The 20,595-nt window shown below is 63.9% G+C and carries 23 protein-coding genes; 19 read left to right on the forward strand and 4 right to left on the reverse strand.

The genetic code is table 11. The features are described 5' to 3' along the window. Window positions 1–8 precede the first annotated feature (8 nt). Window positions 9–803: a ComF family protein gene (locus tag CUJ90_RS01545; protein WP_114161815.1), complete on the reverse strand. Its 795-nt coding sequence runs from the start codon at window positions 801–803 to the stop codon at window positions 9–11. 82 nt (window positions 804–885) lie between these two features. Between CUJ90_RS01545 and CUJ90_RS01550 the strand changes: the two genes are divergently transcribed. The 8 genes from CUJ90_RS01550 (at window position 886) to CUJ90_RS01580 (ending at window position 8,126) form a co-directional block, all read left to right on the forward strand. Then, window positions 886–1,851, forward strand: coding sequence for a methyltransferase domain-containing protein (locus CUJ90_RS01550; protein ID WP_073429370.1), 966 nt, complete (start codon window positions 886–888; stop codon window positions 1,849–1,851). Window positions 1,852–2,154: 303 nt separating this feature from the next. Next, window positions 2,155–2,628 carry a DUF2244 domain-containing protein gene (locus CUJ90_RS01555; protein ID WP_073429371.1) on the forward strand — a complete coding sequence of 158 codons (474 nt, stop codon included), beginning with the start codon at window positions 2,155–2,157 and terminating at the stop codon, window positions 2,626–2,628. 65 nt (window positions 2,629–2,693) lie between these two features. Further along, entirely contained in the window at window positions 2,694–4,331 is a 1,638-nt protein-coding gene (coxB, locus tag CUJ90_RS01560) for a cytochrome c oxidase subunit II (RefSeq protein WP_114161816.1), read from the forward strand. Window positions 4,332–4,375: 44 nt separating this feature from the next. Then, window positions 4,376–5,989, forward strand: coding sequence for a cytochrome c oxidase subunit I (ctaD, locus tag CUJ90_RS01565; RefSeq protein WP_073429373.1), 1,614 nt, complete (start codon window positions 4,376–4,378; stop codon window positions 5,987–5,989). Window positions 5,990–6,105: 116 nt separating this feature from the next. Next, window positions 6,106–6,240, forward strand: a complete 135-nt coding sequence (locus CUJ90_RS33125; protein ID WP_090518769.1) for a cytochrome oxidase small assembly protein — start codon at window positions 6,106–6,108, stop codon at window positions 6,238–6,240. 42 nt (window positions 6,241–6,282) lie between these two features. Beyond that, window positions 6,283–6,897: a cytochrome c oxidase assembly protein gene (locus tag CUJ90_RS01570; protein WP_114161817.1), complete on the forward strand. Its 615-nt coding sequence runs from the start codon at window positions 6,283–6,285 to the stop codon at window positions 6,895–6,897. Window positions 6,898–6,927: 30 nt separating this feature from the next. Next, complete coding sequence (locus CUJ90_RS01575) at window positions 6,928–7,137, forward strand: DUF2970 domain-containing protein (RefSeq protein ID WP_073429375.1); 210 nt, start codon at window positions 6,928–6,930, stop codon at window positions 7,135–7,137. A 131-nt stretch (window positions 7,138–7,268) separates the two neighbouring features. Beyond that, a complete protein-coding gene (locus tag CUJ90_RS01580) occupies window positions 7,269–8,126 on the forward strand; it encodes a cytochrome c oxidase subunit 3 (RefSeq protein ID WP_073429376.1) in 858 nt (285 codons plus the stop codon). A 158-nt stretch (window positions 8,127–8,284) separates the two neighbouring features. Here CUJ90_RS01580 and CUJ90_RS01585 read toward each other — a convergent pair whose 3' ends face one another. Continuing rightward, window positions 8,285–8,494: a twin transmembrane helix small protein gene (locus CUJ90_RS01585; protein WP_073429377.1), complete on the reverse strand. Its 210-nt coding sequence runs from the start codon at window positions 8,492–8,494 to the stop codon at window positions 8,285–8,287. A 111-nt stretch (window positions 8,495–8,605) separates the two neighbouring features. Between CUJ90_RS01585 and CUJ90_RS01590 the strand changes: the two genes are divergently transcribed. The 5 genes from CUJ90_RS01590 to CUJ90_RS01610 all read left to right on the forward strand — a co-directional run bounded on the left by CUJ90_RS01590 (window position 8,606) and on the right by CUJ90_RS01610 (window position 12,737). Beyond that, window positions 8,606–9,322 carry an SURF1 family protein gene (locus CUJ90_RS01590; RefSeq protein ID WP_073429378.1) on the forward strand — a complete coding sequence of 239 codons (717 nt, stop codon included), beginning with the start codon at window positions 8,606–8,608 and terminating at the stop codon, window positions 9,320–9,322. A 69-nt stretch (window positions 9,323–9,391) separates the two neighbouring features. Beyond that, on the forward strand, window positions 9,392–10,057 hold the full coding sequence (locus tag CUJ90_RS01595) for an SCO family protein (RefSeq protein WP_114161818.1): 666 nt from the start codon (window positions 9,392–9,394) through the stop codon (window positions 10,055–10,057). A 25-nt stretch (window positions 10,058–10,082) separates the two neighbouring features. Next, a complete protein-coding gene (locus CUJ90_RS01600) occupies window positions 10,083–11,192 on the forward strand; it encodes a COX15/CtaA family protein (protein WP_114161819.1) in 1,110 nt (369 codons plus the stop codon). A 5-nt stretch (window positions 11,193–11,197) separates the two neighbouring features. Then, window positions 11,198–12,103 carry a heme o synthase gene (gene cyoE / locus CUJ90_RS01605; protein WP_083084739.1) on the forward strand — a complete coding sequence of 302 codons (906 nt, stop codon included), beginning with the start codon at window positions 11,198–11,200 and terminating at the stop codon, window positions 12,101–12,103. A 4-nt stretch (window positions 12,104–12,107) separates the two neighbouring features. Next, window positions 12,108–12,737 (forward strand): SCO family protein, encoded by a 630-nt coding sequence (locus CUJ90_RS01610; RefSeq protein WP_114161820.1) that lies wholly within the window; start codon window positions 12,108–12,110, stop codon window positions 12,735–12,737. 70 nt (window positions 12,738–12,807) lie between these two features. On the opposite strand, the gene CUJ90_RS01615 is transcribed toward CUJ90_RS01610, so the two are convergent. Beyond that, on the reverse strand, window positions 12,808–13,098 hold the full coding sequence (locus CUJ90_RS01615; RefSeq protein WP_073429383.1) for a YciI family protein: 291 nt from the start codon (window positions 13,096–13,098) through the stop codon (window positions 12,808–12,810). A gap of 251 nt (window positions 13,099–13,349) precedes the next feature. Between CUJ90_RS01615 and CUJ90_RS01620 the strand changes: the two genes are divergently transcribed. Both CUJ90_RS01620 and CUJ90_RS01625 read left to right on the forward strand, forming a co-directional pair. Beyond that, window positions 13,350–15,158 carry a methyl-accepting chemotaxis protein gene (locus CUJ90_RS01620; protein WP_114161821.1) on the forward strand — a complete coding sequence of 603 codons (1,809 nt, stop codon included), beginning with the start codon at window positions 13,350–13,352 and terminating at the stop codon, window positions 15,156–15,158. Window positions 15,159–15,470: 312 nt separating this feature from the next. After that, entirely contained in the window at window positions 15,471–16,283 is an 813-nt protein-coding gene (locus tag CUJ90_RS01625; protein ID WP_114161822.1) for a MetQ/NlpA family ABC transporter substrate-binding protein, read from the forward strand. A 75-nt stretch (window positions 16,284–16,358) separates the two neighbouring features. On the opposite strand, the gene CUJ90_RS01630 is transcribed toward CUJ90_RS01625, so the two are convergent. After that, window positions 16,359–17,285 carry a bifunctional helix-turn-helix transcriptional regulator/GNAT family N-acetyltransferase gene (locus CUJ90_RS01630; protein ID WP_073429386.1) on the reverse strand — a complete coding sequence of 309 codons (927 nt, stop codon included), beginning with the start codon at window positions 17,283–17,285 and terminating at the stop codon, window positions 16,359–16,361. A 22-nt stretch (window positions 17,286–17,307) separates the two neighbouring features. Here CUJ90_RS01630 and CUJ90_RS32270 point away from each other — a divergent pair, with 22 nt between their 5' ends. From CUJ90_RS32270 to CUJ90_RS01645, 4 genes are all read left to right on the forward strand, one after another. Beyond that, window positions 17,308–17,514, forward strand: coding sequence for a hypothetical protein (locus tag CUJ90_RS32270; RefSeq protein ID WP_152035325.1), 207 nt, complete (start codon window positions 17,308–17,310; stop codon window positions 17,512–17,514). Window positions 17,515–17,656: 142 nt separating this feature from the next. Next, the gene (locus CUJ90_RS01635) at window positions 17,657–18,391 is read left to right on the forward strand and encodes a GntR family transcriptional regulator (RefSeq protein WP_114161823.1); all 735 of its coding nucleotides are present in this window, start codon (window positions 17,657–17,659) and stop codon (window positions 18,389–18,391) included. Window positions 18,392–18,484: 93 nt separating this feature from the next. Continuing rightward, window positions 18,485–19,588 (forward strand): N-acetylglucosamine-6-phosphate deacetylase, encoded by a 1,104-nt coding sequence (nagA, locus tag CUJ90_RS01640; RefSeq protein ID WP_114163410.1) that lies wholly within the window; start codon window positions 18,485–18,487, stop codon window positions 19,586–19,588. Next, complete coding sequence (locus CUJ90_RS01645) at window positions 19,581–20,588, forward strand: SIS domain-containing protein (protein ID WP_114161824.1); 1,008 nt, start codon at window positions 19,581–19,583, stop codon at window positions 20,586–20,588. The genes nagA and CUJ90_RS01645 overlap by 8 nt, the downstream gene beginning before the upstream one ends. The last annotated feature ends 7 nt before the right edge of the window (window positions 20,589–20,595 follow it).

Below are 20,595 nucleotides of genomic sequence, written 5' to 3' on the forward strand. Positions count from 1 at the left end.
GGTGGAGACTAGTTTTTCGGTGTGCGCAGCGCGACGAAGTTGGTGACCCGCCGCGCACCGGCGGCTTTGAGCGTGCTTGCCAGTGCCTCGAGCGTGGCGCCGGTCGTCATCACATCGTCGACGATGCCGACATGCAGGCCTTGCACCGGTTCGGCCACCTTGAAGGCGCGGCCCACGTTCAGCCGGCGCGCCTCCAGGTCGAGCCGCGATTGCGGCGCGGTATGGATCACGCGATGCAGCAAGGTGGCGTTGCCGCGCACAGTCAGCGCGCGGGCCAACGGCCTCGCGATTTGCCACGCCTGGTTGTAGCCGCGCTCGGCGAGACGTTGGCGGGCGAGCGGCACGGGCGCGATCACATCGGGCCGCGCCGATCTGTCCTGCCACGAGTCTTGCGCGAGCCGAGCGAGGCGTAGCGCGAACTCGCGCGCCAGCATCAACCGGGCGCGAAATTTCAGGCCGAGCGCCAACGCGTCGAGCGGTGGACGGTAATCCGCCAACGCGAGGGTCGCGTCGAACGAGGGCGGCTCACCGATGCAATCCGCGCAGCGATAGTAGGCACGGCTCGCCGCTCGCATCTCCGACAAGGGCTCGGCGCATACCGTGCACCGCAATCGGCTTTCATTCCAATACGCTTCGTCGCAACCGGCGCACAGTGTCTTATGCGACAAATCGCCGCATAACGCGCACAGATTCGGCCGCACGGCTTGGGTCACATGCGGCCATGCCGAACGCAAGCCGTGTGCAAAACGAACGAAGCGCGTGGTCGAACCGCCGGGGAATGAAGAAAACAGACGGAATGGCATGATTCGACCGCCCGAAGGCCTTTCGCACTGAATGAAGGGAAGCGAACGAGTATACTTCGGGCTCCACGCCAGTACGACACTCATGTCCCCAACTTCCGCTCAATCTGGCCGTCCGGCCTATGATTCCCGGCGTCTGCGGCGGATTTTCGACCGCCGTGCCGCGACCTTCGACGAGGTCGCCTTCCTGCCGCGCGAAATCGCCCAGCGCATGCGCGAGCGTCTCGATTACATCAAGGTGACGCCGGCGAGCGTCCTCGATGCCGGCTGCGGGGCGGGCGAAGACATTCCCGCGCTGCGTGAGCGCTTTCCCGAGGCGCCGGTGTTCGGCTCCGATCTCTCGCATGGCATGCTCAGCCGCGCGCTGCGCCACGATTCCGGCGACACGAGTTGGCGGCGATTTCTGCCGGCAACGCTCGGCAAGGCGCTCGGCGCCCGCGGCCCACGATTCGCGCAGGCCGACTTCTCGGCGCTGCCGTTCGCGGCCGGCGCCTTCGAATTCATCTGGTCAAACCTCGCGCTGCACTGGCATTCGCGTCCCGATCTCGTCTTTCCAGAATGGCAGCGGGTACTGAAGGTCAACGGGCTCCTGATGTTCAGCACGCTCGGCCCTGATTCGCTCAAGGAATTGCGCGGCGCCTATGCGGAAGTCGAGGCCGCGCACGGCGTCGTCATGCGCAAGCACGTGATCGACTTTGTCGATATGCATGATCTGGGCGACATGCTGGTCGAGAGCGGCTTCGAGATTCCAGTGATGGACCAGGAAACGCTCACGATCACCTACAAGTCCCCCGAGTCGCTGCTCGCGGACGTGCGCCGCTGGGGCGCCTATCCGTTCGAGCGCGAAGCGTCATCGAGTGCCGCCGCACGCAGGCTGCACAAGGCGCTGCTCGGGGCGCTCGAAGCCCGTCGGCGCGCGGACGGCACCATCGCGCTGACCTTCGAGGTGATCTACGGACACGCATGGAAAGCCGTGCCGCGCACCACGGCCGAAGGTCATGGCATCGTGCGGATCGAGGATATCGGACGAGGTTCCTCGAGGAACCGTTGAGGAATCAACGAGGCGGTAAAGCGGGCATCTGTTATGCCCGAAATTACCGCTTCGAAGGACGCGCAAAAGGTGCGTCAAAACGGCGCGGAGGCTTGTCACGCCTGGCTTGTGAGCCAGCCGAGGCTTGCTTGTGGATGCTATGGATCGCGCCTATAATGCGTCAGTTTGTCGCCCGGAGTTCCCACATTTGGGGCGGCAGGCCCGAGACGCAGGGCTGCAAAATGAAGTGGCGCGGCGGTGTAGCGAGCGGCCGCATGGTGGTCGCGAGCACTGTCCGCAGCCGGGGATTCGCAGGAGGCTGCGATGGAAGCATCAGATCTGCTGGCGGATTCGGAACCGGTCCTCAAAGACTGGATCATGAAGCGCAACTGTTCGATGTCTCCACGGCAGTTCGTATGTCTCTACGTGTCGCTTGCGTTGTTCTCGTTGGCAATTGCTTTCATGCTGGTTCTGGTCGGCGCCTGGCTGGTGTTGCCGTTCACCGGTATCGAATTGCTGGCGGTGGGCGTCGCGTTTGCCATCTATGCGCGTCATGCTGTTGATTACGAGCGCATCCGGCTGTTTCAGAACCGGCTCGTGATCGAGCAGGTCAGCGGCGAGCGGCTCACGCAATTTGAATTCAATCCGCGCTGGGTGCGGATCGAGGCGGGCGCAACGCCGCGCGAGCAGATCAAGCTGATCTCGCGCGGGCAGACGGTCATGATCGGGCAACATCTCGCGCAGTATCGGCGCGCGCAGTTCGCAGGCGAACTGCGCATGTGGCTCACACGTTGCTAGACGTGTCGAGCGCGCGGCGTTCACGGGGAGCGCGGGGCAGCCTGCCGGCGGGGTCGAGGGTTTGAATGGAAATTTTGGGTAAGGAAGCTATGAAAACAATCAAGCGAGCCCTCATGGGCGTGCTGGCGACCAGCGGACTGCTTTTCGCCGGTGCCGCCCTGGCAGTGGGCGATGTTCCGGGCGGCCCTGCCGTCAACGAGATCAATCTCCAGCCGCCTGTGACGAAAATCGCTGAGGAGCTCTACAGCCTTCACACGTTCATGCTGATTCTTTGCACGGTGATCTTCATCGGCGTGTTCGCTGTGATGTTCTATTCGATCTTTGCTCACCGCAAATCGAAAGGCCACAAGGCTTCGAATTTCCACGAAAGCACCACCGTCGAAATCATCTGGACGATCGTGCCGTTCGTCATCGTCGTGCTGATGGCGCTGCCCGCCACCAAGACCGTCGTCGCGATGAAGGACACCACGAACGCCGACGTCACCATCAAGGTCACCGGCTACCAGTGGAAGTGGGGCTACGACTACGTGAAGGGTCCGGGCGAGGGCATCAGTTTCCTGTCCACGCTCTCCACGCCGCGTGCGGAAACCGACGGTCGTCAGCCGATTTCCACTACCTATCTGCAGGAAGTCGACAATCCGCTCGTCGTTCCAGTCAATAGCAAGATCCGCATCATCACCACCGCGAACGACGTGGTCCACTCCTGGTACGTGCCGGCTTTCGGCGTGAAGCAGGACGCGATTCCGGGTTTCGTGCGCGACACGTGGTTCAAGGCTGAAAAGGTCGGCACGTTCCGTGGCTTCTGTACCGAACTGTGCGGCAAGGAACACGCGTTCATGCCGGTGGTGGTCGAGGTGCTGTCCGCCGACGACTACGCGAAGTGGGTCGACACGCAAAAGAAGAAAATGGCGGCCGGCAAGGACGACCCGAACAAGACCTACACGTTGGCCGAGTTGATGGAGCGCGGCGGCAAGGTGTACGCGGCGAATTGCGCGGTCTGCCATCAGCCGACCGGCAAGGGCGCGGGCGCATTCCCGGCGATCGACGGCAGCAAGGTCGCGCACGGCCCGCTGGCCGAGCACGTAAGCCTCGTGCTGAAGGGCAAGAACGCGATGCCTGCGTGGGCGCCGACGCTGAACGACGTCGAGATCGCCTCGGTCATCACATACGAACGTAACGCGTGGAGCAACCACACGGGCGACATTCTCCAGCCGAAGCAGGTGGCGGACGCGCGTAACGGCAAGCTGCCCGAAGGCGGCAACCATCTGGCCGACGCAGGCGCGGCGGCGAGCGGTGCCGAAGCGGCTTCGGGTGCGGCGGCGGCTTCGGGTGCCTCGGGCGCGGAAGCAGCCGCGGGCGCTTCGGACAGCGCGGCCGCAGCGCAAGCGGCATTGCCGGCAAGCGTCTACTTCGATACGGGCAAGAGCACGCTGCCGGCCGACGCGAAAGCGGCGGTCGAGGCGGCCGCGGCTTACGCGAAGGCGCATCCGGACGCGAAGTTCACGCTGTCCGGTTTCACCGACGCCACCGGTTCCGCCGACACCAACGCCAAGCTCGCGAAGAGCCGCGCCGAAGCCGTGCGCGACGCGTTGAAAGCAGCCGGCATCGCCGAAGACCACATTATTTTGAAGAAGCCGGAAACGATCACGGGCGGCAGCGACGCGAAAGAAGCCCGGCGTGTTCAGATCAGCCCGGCTGCCTGACGTGTTCATGGTCAGCATCGCAGTATTTGCTTTAGGAGATTGTCATGTCTAGCATCGGACACGATGTAGTCGCGGGCCACGAGCACGTGCACGGCGACCATGCCCACGAAACGCCGCATGGCTGGCGCCGTTGGCTGTTCGCAACCAATCACAAGGACATCGGTACGCTGTACCTGATCTTCTCGTTCGTCATGTTCCTCTCCGGGGGCGTGATGGCGCTGATGATCCGTGCCGAACTGTTCGAGCCGGGTTTGCAGATCATGCGCCCCGAGTTCTTCAACCAGTTGACCACCATGCACGGCCTGATCATGGTGTTCGGCGCGATCATGCCGGCGTTCGTCGGCTTCGCGAACTGGATGGTGCCGCTGCAGATCGGCGCATCGGACATGGCTTTCGCGCGGATGAACAACTTCAGCTTCTGGCTGCTGCCGGTGGCGGCGGTCCTGCTGGTCGGTTCATTCTTCTCGCCGGGCGGCGCGACCGCCGCCGGCTGGACGCTCTACGCGCCGTTGTCCACGCAGATGGGCCCCGGCATGGACTTCGCGATTTTCGCGGTCCACCTGATGGGCGCTTCGTCGATCATGGGCGGGATCAACATCGTCGTGACGATCCTGAACATGCGCGCGCCCGGCCTCACGCTGATGAAAATGCCGATGTTCGTCTGGACATGGCTGATCACCGCATACCTGCTGATTGCCGTGATGCCGGTTCTCGCAGGCGCGATCACCATGGTGCTGTTCGACCGTCACTTCGGCACGTCGTTCTTTAACGCGGCCGGCGGCGGCGACCCGGTCATGTACCAGCATATCTTCTGGTTCTTCGGGCACCCCGAGGTGTACATCATGATCTTGCCGGCGTTCGGAATCGTGTCGCAGGTGATTCCGGCGTTCTCGCGCAAGCCGCTGTTCGGCTATAGCTCGATGGTGTACGCAACCTCGTCGATCGCGATTCTGTCGTTCATGGTCTGGGCGCACCACATGTTCGCAACCGGCATGCCGGTGACGGGCCAACTGTTCTTCATGTACGCCACGATGCTGATCGCGGTGCCGACAGGCGTGAAGGTGTTCAACTGGGTCGCGACGATGTGGCGCGGTTCGCTGAGCTTCGAAACGCCTATGCTGTTCGCGGTCGGCTTCCTGCTGGTGTTCACGTTCGGCGGTCTGTCGGGCCTGATGCTCGCGATGGCGCCGCTCGACATTCAATATCACGGCACCTACTTCGTGGTGGCGCACTTCCACTACGTGCTGGTGGCGGGGTCGCTCTTCGCGCTCTTCTCCGGCTGGTACTACTGGGCGCCGAAGTGGACCGGCTGGATGTACAACGAAACGCGCGGCAAGATCCACTTCTGGGCGTCGATGTTCTTCTTCAACCTCGCGTTCCTGCCGATGCACTTCGTCGGTCTCGCAGGCATGCCGCGTCGCTACGCTGACTACCCGGCCCAGTTCACCGACTGGAATCAGGTCATCTCGATCGGCGCTTTCGGTTTTGGTCTGGCGCAGGTGTACTTCCTGTTCGCGGTTGCATTGCCGGCCTACCGTGGCGGCGGCGACCATGAAAAGGCCGGCGACAAGCCGTGGGACGGCGCAACGGGCCTCGAGTGGACCGTGCCGAGTCCGGCTCCGTTCCACACGTTCGAAAACCCGCCGACGGTCGAGTAATCGTCAGCCAGCGCGATAGCCGGTTTCGGCGGCGGCGCGGATAGCGCGTCGCCCTCCGGGCCGGCAGCCGTAGCGGCGGTTTCCGCCGTGTCACAAAGGTATTCAGAAGCTTGAGCATGACGCGCAATCCACAGGAAAGACGTACGCCGGAACAGATTCGCGCAAGCAACAGGCGGATTGGACTTGTGATGTTCGCCATCGCAGCGATATTTTTTGCGAGCGTCATCATCAATCAGGCGTGGTTCTCCTGACGCGGCGGTTGAAGTCCGTTTGCAGGTTTGTTGAGGATTGAGATGTCGACGCAACCGCCGGCTCACGCCGACCGCTCTTTTAACCGTTCGATGCTGATCAAGCTGTTCGTGGTCGCGTTGATGATGTTCGGTTTCGGTTTTGCGCTGGTGCCGATGTACCGCGCGATCTGCGAGATCACCGGCATCAACAACCTCGTGCAGCGTGATGCCACGGCGCGCGAGGCGAAGAATACGCAGGTCGACATGAGCCGCACGATTTCGATCGAATTCGACGCGAACGCGCGCGGCCCGTTGGGTTTCAAGCCGGAGCAGCGCAGCCTCGACGTGCACCCGGGCGAAGTGACGACGGTGATGTACGAGGTCAGCAACGAGCAGGCGCGCACGATTCAGGCGCAAGCCATTCCGAGCTACGCGCCGAAACAGGCCACCGAGTACTTCAGGAAGATCGAGTGTTTTTGCTTTACGCAGCAGACGTTGACCGCGAATCAGACCAAGCGGATGCCGGTGGTGTTCGTGGTCGATCCGAAGTTGCCGAAGGATGTGAAAACGATCACGTTGTCGTACACGTTCTTTGAATTGAGCACGCCGGCCGCGGCGAAGACCGGAAGCGCGGCGCTCCCGGCCAATACGGCGGCAACCGCCGCCAACCCCGCTTGACGGCATGAGCTGCTGGCGAAGGAAGACGAGATGAGCAATAACGGCGGCAGTCCGCGCAAGAGCAGTTTTGGCCAGTCGATGCGAGCCGTGCTCTGGTCGTTTTTCGGCGTGCGCAAGCGCCGCGATCTGGAAGCGGACGCCACGCAGTTGAACCCGCTGCATGTGATTGCGGCGGCGTTGATCTGCGCGGCCGTTTTCATCGGCGTGCTGATCCTGGTCGTGCGGACCGTGGTGGGTTGAAGCGGTAGGCGCGCGCAGGATACAGGGCGAAGCAAAGCCCACGAATTAGAGTGAAGCGGTGCGGTATCGACGCGCCGCCGAAGATACAGCCGGAGATTCCGGAACAACTGGACTGAAGTGGAGAATCAAGAATGAGCGGTCAAAACGAGAGCCCGTACTATTTCGTACCGCATCCGTCGCGGCATCCGATTAGCGCCGCGGTTGGGTTGCTGGTCATGCTCGGATCGCTGGCGGCCTGGATCAATGCGCATGACTGGGCGCCGATTGGCGTTGTCGTCGGTTTGTTGTGGCTGCTCTTTACCTTGTGGCACTGGTTCGGCGACGCGATCGCCGAGTCGGAAGGCGGCATGTACGGCAAGAATGTCGACAAGTCGTACCGCTGGAGCATGAGCTGGTTCATCTTCTCCGAAGTGATGTTCTTCGGCGCGTTCTTCGGCGCGCTGTTCTACGCGCGCGAAATCGCGCTGCATCAACTCGGCAGCCTCGATTACAAGCTGATCTGGCCGGACTTCTCCGCGGTGTGGCCGAACAATGGTCCGGCAGCGCTGGTGTCGACCTTCAAGTCGATGCAGCCGTGGCCGATCCCGACCATCAACACGGCGCTGCTGCTGTCTTCGGGCGCCACGCTGACCGTTTCGCACCACGCGCTGCGCGAAGATCATCGCAAGAAGGCGATGATCTGGCTGGCGGCTACGCTCGTGCTCGGCGTCGTCTTTCTGTTCTTTCAGGGCTACGAGTATTTTCACGCTTACCACGAACTGAACCTGACGCTGGCCTCGGGCGTGTACGGTTCGACGTTCTTCCTGCTGACGGGCTTCCACGGTTTCCACGTGTTCCTCGGCGGCACGATGCTGGCGGTGGTGCTGGCGCGCATGATTCGCGGCCACTTCACGGCGGAGCATCACTTCGCGTTCGAAGGCGCCGCCTGGTACTGGCACTTTGTCGACGTGGTGTGGCTGGGGCTGTACGTCGTGGTGTACTGGCTGTAACGCAGTCCGGCTTGCGTCCGCCGGTTCGCCGGAATCGCATGAGAAGCCGGTCGCGCAACGTCTGTGAAGGACGCGGCGCATAAGGAACGGATCAGCGCCGCCCTCGACCCTGTCAGGGCGGCGTTTTGTTTAGCGGAGTGGGGGACTTTCCGCCGGGCTCAACGCCCGTAAGGAATACCGGTCGACTGAATCCAGCCCATCCAGTGTGCGAACAGGATGAACAGGAACAGCGAGATCGACAGGCCCACCCGCGTGGCGAGCGACCAGACCATCCGCTTGGTTTTGCCCTTGTCATGCATCATGAAGTACAGCGCCGACACCATGCTGGCGATGATCAGGACGAAGGCGACGGGAACGAGAATGTGCATGGAACCAACTGAAAGCGGAAAGCGCATTGGCGAGACGATCATTATCTCACCGCGCGCTAGCGTCTGCCGTACCTTCCCGGTGGTGCGGCGCGCGATGCCGGAGCACGTTCGATGAAAATTCGCCTCATTCCCGCACTGCTGATTCTGCTGGTGATCGTGGTGACGGTGCGGCTCGGTTTCTGGCAGCGCGAGCGCGCGCATCAAAAGGAAGCGCTCGAAGCGCACATCACGCAGTTCGAGCATGCGCCGGCGCAGCCGGTGAGCAGCCAGGCGGTCGAATTGAAGGACATCGAATTCCATCGCGTGAAGGCGCGCGGCAGTTTCGTCGCGGACAAGGTCGTGTACCTCGATAATCGTCCGTATAACGATCAGCCTGGCTTTTACGTCGTGATGCCTTTTAAACTGGCCGACGGTGGTTATGTGCTGGTCAATCGCGGCTGGTTGCCGCGCAACATGAGCAATCGCGAGACCATCGCGCCGTATGCCACGCCGCAAGGCGAGATCGAAATCGAGGGTATCGCGCGCGCCGATGCTTCGCGCGCTTTCGAGTTGGGGCAGGGCGGTTCGGCCGCGCATCAGTTGATCCGGCAGAATCTGGATATTGCCGCTTACGCCGCGGAAACCGGCCTGCCGCTGCAATCGTTCGTGATCCAGCAATTGAACGACGACGGCGACAAACTGGTGCGCGATTGGCCTGCGCCGACGAGCGGCGTCGAGCGCAATTACGGCTATATGTTCCAGTGGTGGGGCATGGCGGCCGCGGCGCTCGTCTTCGGCGTGTACGCCGCGCGCCGCGCGGCAAAAAAAGAGCACGCGCCGGGCGTGTAACGCAGCGCATGCGGTTTCGTCGGCCACGCACGGGCCGGCGACCGCGCAATCATTGAAAGAGGTTCTGTAGTGTCGACGCAATCTCCCCGTTCGCCGCAAGCCGGCAAATCCGAAGCTCCGAAGCAAGCGATGCCCGGCCAACCCAACGGCAAGGGCTCATGGGAGCGTGGCCGCTGGATCCTGTTGTTGCTGGCGATCGTCTGCGCGGCGCCGATCGTCGTGTCGTATGTCACGTACTACGTGATCAAGCCGACCGGCGGCAGCACGAGTTACGGCAAGCTGGTCGAACCGCAGCGGCCGATCCCCGACTCGCTCATGGTCACGGGCGAGGACGGCAAGCCGCTCAAGTTCGCTTCGCTGCGCGGCCGCTGGCTGCTGATTTCGGTCGACAACAGCGCGTGCGACAAAGCCTGTGTCACCAAGCTCTACTTCATGCGGCAAATCCGCGCGGCGCAGGGACCGGAGCGCGAGCGCGTCGTCGAAGTATGGCTGCGCACCGACGCAGGCAACGTCGCGGACGTGATACAAAAAGCGTATCCCGATACCAACATGCTGATCGCCGACCCGGCGCAAGTGGCCGCGTGGCTGCCGGCCGATACCGGCACCCAACTCACCGATCACATTTACATGGTCGATCCGAACGGCAATCTGATGATGCGTTTCCCGAAAGATCCGAACCCCAGCAAGATCAAGGGCGACGTGACCAAGCTGCTCAAATGGTCGAGCATCGGCTGATGCCGCAACCAGGATAAGAGAGAAGATGTTCGTCCTGCAATTGGCCTTGATCGGCTTGTGTATCGCGTTGTTGCCGCTGTCCTACGTGTGGGTCAAGGCCGACGACAACAAATTCCGCAAGCTGGTCTGGCTCACCACCTTCCTGACGCTGGACCTGGTGATGTTCGGCGGCTTCACGCGCCTCACCGATTCCGGCCTCGGCTGTCCCGACTGGCCGGGCTGCTACGGCACGTCGTCGCCGTTCATCGCGCATGCGGCGATCACTGCCGCGCATCAGGCGATGCCCACCGGCCCGGTCAGCATGACGAAGGCATGGATCGAAATGATCCACCGCTACTTCGCCATGGCGATCGGCGTGCTGATCATCGCGCAGACGGTGATTGCGTGGACGGCGCGCATCAAGCGCCGCCCGCTGCATGTGTCGCCGTGGTGGCCGACCTCGCTGTTGCTGCTGATTCTGGTGCAGGGCGCATTCGGCGCATGGACCGTGACGATGAAACTGCAACCGGTGATCGTGACGATTCACTTGCTGCTCGGCCTCGCGCTGCTCGGCACGCTCGGCTGGCTGGCCGCCCGGCAGACGCCGTTGCCCGCTTACGAGCCCGAAGCCGCGCGCTGGCGCGCGGCGGCCATCGCCGGCCTCGTGCTGCTGATCGTGCAGATCGCGTTGGGCGGATGGGTCAGCACGAACTACGCCGTGCTCGCCTGCACGGACTTCCCGACCTGCAACGGCCAATGGGTCCCGTCGATGGACTTCGAGCACGGCTTCCACCTGTGGCGCGCACTCGGGATGACCCGCGACGGCGACATGATCACGCAGGATGCGTTGGTCGCGATTCACTGGACGCACCGCACGTTCGCGATCGTGGTGGTCGCCTATCTGGTGTGGTTCGCGCTGAAACTGCGCCGCTTCGAGTCGCTGCGCCGTCCGGCAGACGGCGTGCTGCTGGTCGTGCTGATCCAGTTCATCACCGGGCTGTCGAACATCGTTTTGCAATGGCCGCTACCCGTTGCGGTCGCCCATAACGGCGGCGCGGCGATCCTGCTGCTGCTACTCGTTATGCTAAACTTTCGAATCGCTTCTAGCCGTCCCGGCCGCGCCGCGTTGCCCGCGCGCGATGCCGCGCCAGCGTGACCCACATGGACAGCACAACTCTCTCCCAAACGCCCGGCAGCCGGGTCTCCCAGTACATCGCCCTGACCAAGCCGCGCGTCACGCAGCTTGCGGTGTTCTGCGCGGTCATCGGCATGTTTCTGTCGACGCCCGGCATGGTGCCGTGGACCGTGCTGATCGGCGGCACCGTCGGCATCTGGCTGCTGGCCGGCGCGGCGTTCGCGATCAACTGCCTCGTTGAACAGAAAATCGACGCAAAGATGCGCCGCACCTCATGGCGGCCGTCCGCGCGCGGCGAAATCACCACCACGCAGATCCTGTCGTTTTCGGCCGTGCTCGGCGGCCTCGGCATGTGGACGCTTTACACGTTCGCCAATGCGCTGACCATGTGGCTGACGCTGGCCACCTTCGTCGGCTACGCGGTCATCTATACGCTGCTGCTCAAGCCCGCCACGCCGCAGAACATCGTGATCGGCGGCGCCTCGGGCGCAATGCCGCCGGCGCTCGGCTGGGCCGCGGTCACCGGCCACGTGCCTGGGGACGCATGGATTCTCGTGCTGATCATCTTCGTGTGGACGCCGCCGCATTTCTGGGCGCTCGCGCTCTATCGCCGCAAAGACTACGAAAACGCCGGCTTGCCGATGTTGCCGAACACGCACGGCGAGAAGTACACGCGTCTGCATATCCTGCTCTACACGGTGATCCTGTTCGCGGTCACGATGATGCCGTTCATCTCCGGCATGAGCGGCGTGGTGTACCTCGCGGCGGCGGCGCTGCTCGGCGCCGTGTTCCTCGCGTATGCGTGGAAGATCTATCGGGAGTATTCGGACGATCTGGCGCGCAGAACCTTCCGTTATTCGATCGTCTATCTGTCGCTGCTGTTCGCCGCGCTGCTGATCGACCATTACGCACGCGTCCTGATCGGCGTTTAATCCCATGCTCAAAAACCGCTTCGCGCGCACGGCGCGTGCTGCCGTGCGGACCGCCGTGATCGCTTGCGCGCTTGGCGGCACCGCGCTGCTGGCAAGCTGCGGCAAGCAGCCGCCGGCGTTCCAGAATCTCGACATCACCGGCAATACTCAATTCGGGAGCGACTTCGCGCTGCCCGACACGTCTGGCAAGATCCGCACAATGGCGGATTACAAGGGCAAGGTCGTGGTGCTGTTCTTCGGCTACACGCATTGCCCGGATGTCTGCCCGACGACGATGGCCGAACTCTCGCAAGCGCTACAGCAACTCGGCCCGGAAGACGCGAAGCGCGTACAGGTGCTTTTCGTCACCGTCGATCCCGAGCGCGACACGCCCGCTTTGCTCGCGCAATATGTGCCGGCGTTCAACCCGACGTTCGTCGGCTTGCGTCCGGCCGATCAGGCGCAACTCACCAAGGTCACGAAAGACTTCCGCATCTACTATGCGAAAGTGCCGGGCAAGACGCCGGACAGCTACACGATGGATCACACGGCGGCGAGCTACGTGCTCGACACGAACGGCAAACTGCGTCTGTTCGCGCGCGACGGCCAGGGCGCGGCGCCCTGGGTGCACGACATCAAGCTGCTGCTCGACTGACGCTTCGATACATGGGGGCGCGCCTATCAGCCGCGCGCCCCGTTCTCAAATCCCTTCCTCGCTGCCGTTTTCAAGCCGGAACCGGCAAATTCAACCCCGCCGCGAGGCGCGTCGTCTTGAACTCCGTCACTTCGTAACGCGCGAGATTTTGTTGCGCGAACGGGTCGCTCGCGAGAATCTCGTCCAGCTTATCGCGCTCGATGCGCACCGCCAGAATGATGCCGCCGTCGCGCGGCATCTTCGGCCCGGCGGCCACGAATACGCCTGCATCGAAGTGCTTCGTCAGAAACGCGCGGTGCGCTTCGAGCGCGTCGTCGATACGTTCGAGCGGTGCGGTGTAGATGAGATTGATGACGTACATAAGTGTTCTCGCAGGCAATTGAATGAATCGAATGGACCGCTCGGATTCGCGGCCACCTGGCCCTCGATTATCGGTCAGCCGCGGGTTTCCTGCGTACGGCCGACTCGCCTCGCGGCCTTTCTTCCAGCGATCGGGCCCCTTACGGTTTTCTCAAGTTGAGCGTCCGCCATGCCGATATAACCGTGGCAATCGTTTGCCGCCGGTATTGGCGTGCGCGGCACTCAAAACGAAATCACACGAGAGAGACCTCAATGAGCAGGATGAGTTTGAATCGCAAACTATGGCTGTCGCTCGCGCTCGTATGGCTGGGGCTGCTCGGCGTCGGCTTGTGGAGCGCGATCGAAACGCGCGGCACGATGCTGGCCGAGCGCAAGGCGGGCATGGCGAACCTCGTCGAAGCGGCGCAGGGCGTCGTGAACGGCTACTACGCGCTTTCGCGGAACGGCAAGATGAGCGAGGCCGATGCCCAGCGCGAGGCGCTCGCCCGTCTTGCGACGATGCGCTACGGCGAGTCCGGCTATCTGTTCGTAATGGATTCGAAACCGGTCGTGCTGATGCATCCGACGCTGCCGCAAATGACCGGCAAGCCGGTGGGCGACTTCAAGGACCCGGACGGCAAGTTGTTGTACGTGGCGATCGTCGATGCCGCCAAGGCCAGCGGCCGCGGCTTCGCGCAATATCGCGGACGTTTGCCGCACAGTGAAACGGCGGTGCCGAAAGTCAGCTATGTGGTGCGTTTCGCGCCGTGGGACTGGAACATCACGAGCGGCGTGTTCATCAAGGACATCGACACCGTCTACTATCAGACGCTGCTGGGACACCTCGCCGTCGTGCTCGTGATCGGCGCGCTCATCTCGCTGGCGATGGTGCTCATCATCCGCAACGTGCGCGCCAGTCTCGGCGGCGAACCGGAACAGGCGGCGCGGCTCGCGGCGCATATCGCGCAGGGCGATCTGACGCAAGCCGTCGCGGTTCGTCCGCATGACAAGACCAGCATGATGGCCGCGATGCATGAAATGCAGAGCCGATTGCAGCGGACCATCGGCGAAATTCGCAGTTCGGCGGAATCGATCGCCTCGGCGACGCAGCAGATTGCAGCCGGCAACGGCGATCTGTCCCAGCGCACCGAGCAGCAGGCGGCCTCGTTGCAGGAAACCGCCGCGAGCATGGAAGAGCTGACCGCGACGGTCAAGCAGAACGCCGACAACGCGCGCCAGGCGAGCGGCCTCGCGCATAACGCGTCCGAGATCGCGACGCGCGGCAACGACGTGGTGAGCCGCGTGATCGACACGATGGGCGAGATCAACGAGAGCTCGCGGCAGATCGCCGACATCATCGGCGTGATCGAGGGTATTGCTTTTCAGACCAACATTCTGGCGTTGAACGCGGCGGTGGAAGCCGCGCGCGCGGGCGAGCAGGGCCGCGGCTTCGCGGTCGTCGCGGGCGAGGTGCGCAGCCTCGCGCAGCGCTCGGGAACGGCGGCCAAGGAGATCAAGCAGTTGATCGGCGCGTCGGTCGAACGCGTGCACAACGGCTCGACGCTCGTGCAGCAAGCGGGCGCGACGATGGGCGAAATCCTGCAAGCGGTGCAACGTGTGACCGACATCATGGGCGAGATCGCGGCGGCGTCCGAGGAACAGAGCGGCGGCATTTCGCAGGTCGGCCGCGCCGTCACGCAAATGGACGAAGTGACGCAGCAGAATGCGGCGCTGGTCGAGCAGGCCGCGGCCGCGGCGGCTTCGTTGCAGGATCAGGCGAGGCGTCTGCGCGACACCGTGAGTGCATTTCGCGTGAACGGCGCGGATGCCGTGGCCGAGCGACCGGCTGCCCTGGCGGCGCGCAGAGTGACGGCGGCGGTGCAGGCGGGCGGGAAGCGCGAAGCGGGCGCAACGGGGCGGATGCAGTCGGCCGCGCGTGCCGAGCCGCAGTCGGTTCGGCTGAAGCTTTCCGCGCCTGTCGCATCGGCCACGTCTGCTGCAAGCACGAAGCCGGCGCTCACGCGCCCGGCCGCCGCGGACGCGAAGCCGGCCGCCTCGGACGACGACTGGACCGCGTTCTAGCCAGCCTCGCCGCATTGCAGGCATGTGAGCGCGCGAACCTCTCGTGCGCTCATAGGCCCGTAGCCGGCCACGGAGGCTCGACCGCTTGTCGGGTCGTCGCCCGCAAGCAAAGCCGCGCACGTTCCTGTCTTGCGCGCGAACGCGCATACCTATATGCGATCGTGATATTTCCCATCTCGCCGGGCCTATGAGAGCATTTACGGCCGAGTTGGCGGCGCTGCCATCAGTCACGCAGAGCAACGCGAAGCATCGCTGAGCAACGCCGCCCGCTTCCGCCCGAATCTGACATCGATCAGAAAAAGCGAGAACTACATGCAGCGCAGAAACATACTCAAAGCCCTCTCGGCAGTCGTCGCCGGCGCGGCGATCGTCACCAGCTTCGGCGCGCACGCCGACGACAAAGCCATCAAGGTCGGCACCATCGGCGGCTCGGATGCGCAAATCTGGGAAGTCGTCACGAAGGTGGCGAAGCGCGAAGGGCTGAACGTGAAGGTCGTCGAATTCAACGATTACGTGCAGCCGAACGCCGCGCTCGACGCGGGCGACCTCGACGCGAACAGTTTCCAGCATCAGCCCTACCTCGATAGCCAGATCAAGCAGCGCGGCTACAAGATCGTCAACGTCGGCCTGACGTATATCTCGCCACTCGGCATCTACTCGAAGAAGCTGAAGTCGCTGAAGGATCTGCCGCAAGGCGCGAAGGTCGCGGTGCCGAACGATCCGTCGAACGAGAACCGCGCGCTGCTGTTGTTGCAGGCGCAAGGCGTGATCAAGCTCAAGGCCGGCGCGGGCGCGAACGGCAATAACGCGACCGCGCTCGACGTCGCCGACAATCCGAAGAAGATCAAGCTCGTCGAACTCGACGCCGCGCAACTGCCGCGCTCGCTGTCGGACGTCGACGCCGCCGCGATCAACACCAACTTCGCGCTGGCCGCCGGATTGCAGCCGACCAGGGACGCCATCGCGCTCGAGGACATTCACAGCCCGTATGCGAATCTGATCGCCGTGCGCGCACAGGACAAGGACAAGCCGTGGGTCAGGAAGCTGGTCGCGGCTTACCAGTCGGAAGACGTGCGCCAGTTCATCAAGACGCAGTTCAGGGGTTCGGTGGTGCCGTCGTTCTAAGCGGCTGCGTTCAAGCGAGTGCGAGTGAAAGGGGAACCGGCAGTTCCTTCACTCGCATGCGGGCCAGCCCCGCTCCTACAACTCGCGCTCCCACCGCTCAACCGTCAGATCCTTGCCGAAGCGCCGCTCCGCCGCCGTGCCCGCGAGCGTGAAGCCGGCGCGCTCGCATAGCCGGCGCGGGTCCGCAAGCGTGCTCGCGGTGGTCAGCGTGAGCTTCGTGTAACCCGCGCGCCCGGCGAAGCGCAGGCATTCGCTGAGCAACTGCGTGCCGATGCCGAGACGCCGCGCGTCCGGTTCCACCCACAACAGCCGCACGCCCGCCACCGTCGTTGAGACGCCGACGATGCACACCGAGCCGACCACGATGCCTTCCTGATCGGCGACCCAGCACATCTCGCGCACCGGATCGTTGCGTTGCGTGTAATCGGCGACGACGCGTGCGAGCAGTCCTTCGAACGATTGGTCCCAGCCGTATTGCGCGGCGAACCATTGCGCTTGCCGATGCACGAGCCAGCCGCATTCGCCGACGCGCGGCTGCCGAAGCTCGACCGGTCCAGCGAGTTGCTTGCCGCGGAGCAGCCGTTCGATCAGCTTCATCGCAGCGATGAGATCTTGCTGGGCGCGCGGCGCGAGGCCGCCCAGTACCCCGGACACTTCTTCGATCGCCGCCGCATCGAGCGGCGCATAAGCCGCTTGGCCGTTGTCGGTGAGCGCGATCAGCGACTGCCGCGCATCCGAGTCGGACGGGCGCCGCGTGATCAGATTGCGTCGCTCGAAGCTGGTCAGCAGACGGCTCAGATAACCGCTGTCGAGCCCGAGCGCGCGGCCGAGCGCCGACGCTGTCTGCGCATGTCCGCGGGAGAGTTCGTGCAGGACTCGCACTTCCGTAAGCGAGAAGGCGCTTCTTGCCAGATGCTCATGCAATGCGCCAATGTGCTGGGTATAGAAGCGGTTGAAATGGCGGACGGCCTGAGCGCGTCGCAGCGCCTCGGAATCTGTCAATGCTGCTCCCGGAGGGATTTTTATGGGCTGGGAACACAACACTATATTTGAAGGCATTCCATTAAAAAAGCCGCTTGGGCGGCGGCGCGGCAAGTGGTATCAAAAAGGTATGGATCATGGTCATCTCGCCCGGCTTGTAGGAGCCCAGTATGGATCGCGTTTTTCGGGTTTCGCCTCCCGCGTGCGGGTAAATCCTGGTGCCGGAAAAGCATCGTCCAAGGCGCTGTAATGCCCGGCTGACGCTTATCCGGCAAGGCTTTGACACAGGCCGTGGCAGCATGGAACCAGTCGATTGACTGGTATTATGTTGGTTATATAATGGGCTCTCTTTTTCGTAGGCCGGACTCTCCCACGCACACCGCCGGAGCCCCATGGAAACTCGCTGGTCCGCACTCATGCCTGACGTCCGCAACGTCACGCCGCTCTATTTGCAGCTGGCGCGCAATCTCGCGACGGCGATTCACTGCGGCGTGTGGTCGGCGGGCGAGGCGCTGCCGTCGGAGCGCACGCTCTCCGACGCGATCGGCGTGTCGCGCATCACCGCGCGCAAGGCGATCGAGTTGCTGGTCGAGCAGGGTTTGATCCGGCGCGCGCGCGGCGCGGGCAGCTTCATCACGCCGCGCGTCGAAGATCCGCTGTCGCGGCTCACCGGCTTCACGAAGAAGATGCAGCAGCGCGGTTTCCGCCCGGATTCGGTGTGGCTCGAGCGCGATATCCGCGCCGCCAATCGCGACGAACTGGTGCACCTCGGGCTCTCGCCGGGCGCCGCCGTGGCGAGCTTGCGGCGGCTGCGGCGCGCGGACGGCATCGTCATGGCGGTCGAGCATTCGGCGCTGCCGGCCGCTGTCGTGCCCGACCCGCACGCGATCGGCGTGTCGCTTTACAGCTATCTGGAACAACGGGGCGCCGCCGTCGTGCGCGCCTTGCAGCACTTTCGCGCGGTCAACGCCTCGAGCGAGATCGCATCGTTAATGGACATCGAACCGCGCTCGGCGCTATTGGTCATTACGCGTGTCGGATATAGCGCGGACCAGCGCGCGATCGAACTGACCGACACCTATTGCCGCGACGATTACTACGATTTCGTCGCTGAATTGCGCACCTGAAAAGTCGCTTTGACGCATGGCGGCCTGCCGCCGTCGACAACGCAGGCGAACGCCATTCAGTCGCACCTGTATCACGCCTCACCAGAGAGACTCATGCTGACCGGAAACATACTCACCACCGATGGGTGGATTCACGGCACGCTCGAATACGAAAACGGCCGCATCACGGCGCTGACGGGCGAGCGTGTCGATCCGTCGACAAACGACGCGCCCTACATCCTGCCCGGCTTCATCGATCTGCACGTGCATGGCGGCGGCGGCGCCGACGTGATGGAAGCCGGCGACGCGATCGAAACGATCGCGCGCACGCATGCGCGCCATGGCACGACGAGCCTGCTTGCCACCACGATGACCGCGCCGCGCGACGAACTGATGAGCGTCGTCGCGGGCTTGGGCCACAACGCAAAGATACGCACGCCGGGTGGCTCGCGGGTGCTCGGCGTGCATCTGGAGGGGCCGTACATCAACCCCGGCAAGCTCGGCGCGCAACCCGACGCCGCCGTTTCGGCGGTGATGGACGAGGTGCTGAAGTATCTGTCGACCGCGCCGATTCGCGTCGTGACGCTGGCGCCGGAGATCGCCGGCCATATGGAAATCATCTCGGAGATGGCGGCGCGCGGCGTGCGCGTGCAACTCGGCCATTCGCTCGGCACCTACGACGACGCCGTCGCCGCGCTCAAGCACGGCGCGTGCGGCTTCACGCATCTGTTCAACGCGATGTCGCCGCTGCATCACCGCAATCCCGGCATCGTCGGCGCGGCGCTCGCGCACGCCGAATTCGCCGAAATCATTCCCGACTTGCTGCACGTTCATCCGGGCGCGATCCGCGCCGCGTTGCGCGCGATTCCGCGTCTCTACGTGGTGACGGACAGCACTTCGGCCACCGGCATGCCCGACGGCGAATACCGCCTCGGCAGCCAGCACGTAACGAAGTGCCTCGGCGGCGTGCGTCTCGCCGACGGCACGCTCGCCGGCAGCACGCTGACGATGGATCAGGCGCTGCGCAATCTCGTCTCGATCGGCTTGCCGATCGCCGATGTATCAAACCGTTTGTCGCGCTACGCCGCCGACTATCTCGGCATCGAAGACCGCGGCCGCATCGTGCGCGGCGCGTGGGCCGACCTGGTCGTGTTCGACCGTGAACTGGCGTTGACCGCGACTTACGTCGAAGGAGAAGCAATTGTCGAATATGCTTAAAGAGGCGCTGGCGTCCGCTGAAACGGTCGCCGCGCAACTCACGGACACCGCGCGCGTGGCGGCGTTGGCGGCGAAGCTCGCGCAGCAGCCGCGCCATGTCGCGCTGACGGTCGCACGCGGCAGTTCGGATCATGCCGCGAGCTACTTCGCCAGCCTGACGATGAGCCGCCTCGGCGTGCCGGTCGCCTCGCTGCCGATGTCGGTCGCCACGTTGCAACAGGCGCCGCTACAGGTGCGCGACCAGCTTGCGCTCGCGTTCTCGCAGTCGGGCAAGAGCCCCGATCTGATCGGCACCATGCAAGCATTGCGCCGCGCCGGCGCGTTGACGGTGGCCGCGGTGAACGCGCCGGGTTCGCCGCTGGCCGACGCGTGCGAATTCCACTTGCCTCTGCTGGCCGGACCGGAGTTGAGCGTCGCGGCCACCAAGAGCTACATCGCGATGCTGTCGATTTCCGCGCAACTGGTCGCGCATTGGCAGAATGACGCGGCGCTGCTCGGCGCGTTGAACACGCTGCCCGACGCGCTGCAAGCGGCCGGCAAGCTCGACTGGTCGAAAGCCGTGGACGAATTGCGCGGCATCGAGCGCATGATCGTGATCGGCCGGGGTCTCGGTCTCGCGACCGCGCAGGAAGCCGCGCTGAAGCTGAAGGAAACCTCCGGCATTCAGGCCGAAGCGTTTTCGAGCGCGGAAGTGCGCCACGGTCCGATGGAACTGATCGACCGCGATTACCCGCTGCTGGTGTTCGCACCGCGTGGACCCGAACAGGCCGGCCTTCTGCAACTCGCGCGCGACATGCAGGCGCGCGGCGCGCGCGTGCTGCTCGCCGCGCCGGCCGACGTGACGGAAGCGAGCTTGCCGCTCGCCGCCACCGCGCATGCGGCGCTCGATCCGATCGCCGCGATCCTTTCCTTTTATGTGATGGCCGCCGGCCTTGCCGCCGCGCGCGGGCGCAATCCTGACGCGCCGCGCCATCTCAACAAAGTCACCGAAACTCACTGACGAGAAA

The organism is Paraburkholderia terricola (assembly GCF_003330825.1).
Classification (GTDB): domain Bacteria; phylum Pseudomonadota; class Gammaproteobacteria; order Burkholderiales; family Burkholderiaceae; genus Paraburkholderia; species Paraburkholderia terricola.

Bases quoted from the DNA above. Each gene is read 5' to 3' on its own strand.
- CUJ90_RS01585 (WP_073429377.1), bottom strand. From the start codon at position 8,494: ATGCACATTCTCGTTCCCGTCGCCTTCGTCCTGATCATCGCCAGCATG.
- CUJ90_RS01600 (WP_114161819.1), top strand. From the start codon at position 10,083: ATGTTCGTCCTGCAATTGGCCTTGATCGGCTTGTGTATCGCGTTGTTG.
- CUJ90_RS01610 (WP_114161820.1), top strand. From the start codon at position 12,108: ATGCTCAAAAACCGCTTCGCGCGCACGGCGCGTGCTGCCGTGCGGACC.
- CUJ90_RS01620 (WP_114161821.1), top strand. From the start codon at position 13,350: ATGAGCAGGATGAGTTTGAATCGCAAACTATGGCTGTCGCTCGCGCTC.
- CUJ90_RS01575 (WP_073429375.1), top strand. From the start codon at position 6,928: ATGAGCAATAACGGCGGCAGTCCGCGCAAGAGCAGTTTTGGCCAGTCG.
- CUJ90_RS01570 (WP_114161817.1), top strand. From the start codon at position 6,283: ATGTCGACGCAACCGCCGGCTCACGCCGACCGCTCTTTTAACCGTTCG.
- CUJ90_RS33125 (WP_090518769.1), top strand. From the start codon at position 6,106: ATGACGCGCAATCCACAGGAAAGACGTACGCCGGAACAGATTCGCGCA.
- CUJ90_RS01645 (WP_114161824.1), top strand. From the start codon at position 19,581: ATGCTTAAAGAGGCGCTGGCGTCCGCTGAAACGGTCGCCGCGCAACTC.
- CUJ90_RS01590 (WP_073429378.1), top strand. From the start codon at position 8,606: ATGAAAATTCGCCTCATTCCCGCACTGCTGATTCTGCTGGTGATCGTG.
- CUJ90_RS01550 (WP_073429370.1), top strand. From the start codon at position 886: ATGTCCCCAACTTCCGCTCAATCTGGCCGTCCGGCCTATGATTCCCGG.
- nagA (WP_114163410.1), top strand. From the start codon at position 18,485: ATGCTGACCGGAAACATACTCACCACCGATGGGTGGATTCACGGCACG.
- CUJ90_RS01635 (WP_114161823.1), top strand. From the start codon at position 17,657: ATGGAAACTCGCTGGTCCGCACTCATGCCTGACGTCCGCAACGTCACG.
- CUJ90_RS01580 (WP_073429376.1), top strand. From the start codon at position 7,269: ATGAGCGGTCAAAACGAGAGCCCGTACTATTTCGTACCGCATCCGTCG.
- cyoE (WP_083084739.1), top strand. From the start codon at position 11,198: ATGGACAGCACAACTCTCTCCCAAACGCCCGGCAGCCGGGTCTCCCAG.
- CUJ90_RS32270 (WP_152035325.1), top strand. From the start codon at position 17,308: ATGGGCTGGGAACACAACACTATATTTGAAGGCATTCCATTAAAAAAG.
- coxB (WP_114161816.1), top strand. From the start codon at position 2,694: ATGGAAATTTTGGGTAAGGAAGCTATGAAAACAATCAAGCGAGCCCTC.
- CUJ90_RS01545 (WP_114161815.1), bottom strand. From the start codon at position 803: ATGCCATTCCGTCTGTTTTCTTCATTCCCCGGCGGTTCGACCACGCGC.
- ctaD (WP_073429373.1), top strand. From the start codon at position 4,376: ATGTCTAGCATCGGACACGATGTAGTCGCGGGCCACGAGCACGTGCAC.
- CUJ90_RS01615 (WP_073429383.1), bottom strand. From the start codon at position 13,098: ATGTACGTCATCAATCTCATCTACACCGCACCGCTCGAACGTATCGAC.
- CUJ90_RS01625 (WP_114161822.1), top strand. From the start codon at position 15,471: ATGCAGCGCAGAAACATACTCAAAGCCCTCTCGGCAGTCGTCGCCGGC.
- CUJ90_RS01555 (WP_073429371.1), top strand. From the start codon at position 2,155: ATGGAAGCATCAGATCTGCTGGCGGATTCGGAACCGGTCCTCAAAGAC.